Source organism: Caldimonas sp. (assembly GCF_046291045.1).
Lineage (GTDB): Bacteria > Pseudomonadota > Gammaproteobacteria > Burkholderiales > Burkholderiaceae_C > Caldimonas.
Genome location: NZ_JBKBSL010000086.1, coordinates 1 through 2,024, shown reverse-complemented (window position 1 = coordinate 2,024; position 2,024 = coordinate 1). Strand labels below are relative to the sequence as shown.

At 64.6% G+C, this 2,024-nt stretch carries 2 protein-coding genes; both read left to right on the top strand.

What is annotated here, in order from left to right; genetic code table 11:
* Positions 1-1,418: DUF6862 domain-containing protein (locus tag ACK4ZD_RS15505; RefSeq protein ID WP_409664117.1), on the top strand; the 1,418-nt coding region annotated here is incomplete at its 5' end.
* Between the two features lies 1 nt (position 1,419).
* Complete coding sequence (locus ACK4ZD_RS15500; RefSeq protein ID WP_409664115.1) at positions 1,420-1,887, top strand: hypothetical protein; 468 nt, start codon at positions 1,420-1,422, stop codon at positions 1,885-1,887.
* Positions 1,888-2,024 lie beyond the last annotated feature (137 nt).

The window sequence follows — 2,024 nt, the reverse complement described above, 5'->3', positions numbered from 1 at the left end:
AAGCCCGCAAGTGGGACGAAGGCGGCGCCTACCGCGTGGCCGCGCACATCGCCGTGGGCGGCTTGAGCGGGGGGCTCGAAGGGGCCTTGGGGTCGGGCTCGTCGGCCGCGGCCGTGCCCCATCTGGCCGAGGCGATCAACGCCGCCGGCCTGCCCGAGCCGGTGCGCCAGGCCGTCATCGCCGCCGCAGGCACCGCCGTGGGCGCCCTCACCGGCGGCACCACCGGGGCGGCCACCGGCTTCAACCAGACGGCCAACAACTACCTCTTGCACGAGGAACAGCTGGCGCGCTCCCAGGCCGATCAGGCCTGCCGATCGGGCGACGCCCAGGCCTGCCAGACCCGCGAGCGGCTGGACCAGCTCAGCCAGACGCGCCAGGCCGAGCTGAGCCACAGTTGCCTGGATGGCTCGGCCGCACAATGCCGCGCCAACCTCTCCTTGCTCAGCCAGGACTACCTGGCCCTGCAGGCCAGCGCCCAGGACCTGGCCGCGCGCATCGCCGCCAGCACCGACCCCCGCGAGGTCGAGGCCCTCAAGGCGCTTCAGAAGCAGAACCAGACCCACCTCAGGCAGGTGGCCGGGCTGCTCAAGACCAACCTGGGCGAGATCGACCAGAACAAGGGGGGCCTCACCCCAGCCGAGAAGATCGTGCTGGCCAGCCTCCATGCCGACACCAGCGGGCGCGAGATCACCGAGGCGCTCATCGGCGCGGCCATCCTGGGCAAGAAGGCGGCTGACAGGCTGGCCGGGGTGACCAGTGGCTCCTCAGGAGCAAAGCCCCCGTCCGCCGACGCGACGCAGGTCGAGCAGCAGAAGATCGAAAATAACGTGTACCGCGATGGCAGCATTGCCGATCCCTCGCAACCGATGTCGGCGACCGGGCCGTGGACGCCTGCTGCAGCGATGACGCCAACACAAGCGCAAGAAGCAATTCAGGCCGCATTGCCAGCAGGCGTTAGAGTTGTCGCGAGTCAAAGTGCCGATGTACTGAATGCGGCGGATATCGCTAAAGGACGCAGCCCTTCATACGTCCCTGGCTCTTCAGTGCTGGATGTCACAACGACTCAGACAACATCCTTCGTGCGGGTGTATGTGGAAGGCGGCAAATCGGGCCCTGCCGGGGGATGGATCATGCGCGCCGAAGACATCCGGGGGCTGACGCCGCAGCAGATTGCCAGCAAGTACGCCCTGCCAGAAGTGCCCAACATGATGGTGGATGTGAGGATTCCGGCTGGAACCAGGCTGAGCGTGAGCGTGGCCAACGGGATATCCCCGCACGCCGCCGTCACCGGCACTCGCACCGGGGACAACGGCGGCGGGGGTGGGGTGCAGTTCCAGATCAAAACCGAATTCTCCGACCGAAACGAGTTCGCAAGAATGTTCAGCAATCCTCGTCCGCTATCGTCAAACGGGAAGTGATATGGCCTTCAGGATGATCAATGGCATTTCGTATGACCTGTCCATCCAAATGCCCGACGGCGGACAAATCGTCCTGGCTGACTGGGGAGTTCAACCGCTGTGGAACACGCAAACGGTTCGCGCATTTCGAAACCACAACATCTTCCGCCTCGACCAAGCCGGCAACGTCATCTGGCAAGTCCGGCGCGACGAGGGAGAGGCTTTTGCGAACTGGGCCAGGATGCGGGAACGGGCAGAAGCGACCAATGATGATGACATCGGGACGAGAAGTCCTTTTTTGTATCTTTGGCTGCAATATGCCAATGGGGCAACAAACTACGACTACGAAGCTCACGCGTACCCAGAGCATGCGCAATGGGTGGACGGGGCAAAGATCTGGTGCTCAACGCTCGACGCGAGACAATACGTGTTGGACCCAGAGACGGGTGTGGCCGTCTGCATGACGCCAGTAGGGATACGGGAGTGGTAGCGATCAAAGAGCCGATGTGGCCCAGCTCACCGGCCGGCGCTTCCTGGACGGCCATGCCGACGACGAAGCCCAGATGCGCGCCCTGATGGATGCGGGCCTGACCTTCGCCCACGAGCACGCGCTTCGGCCTGGCATTG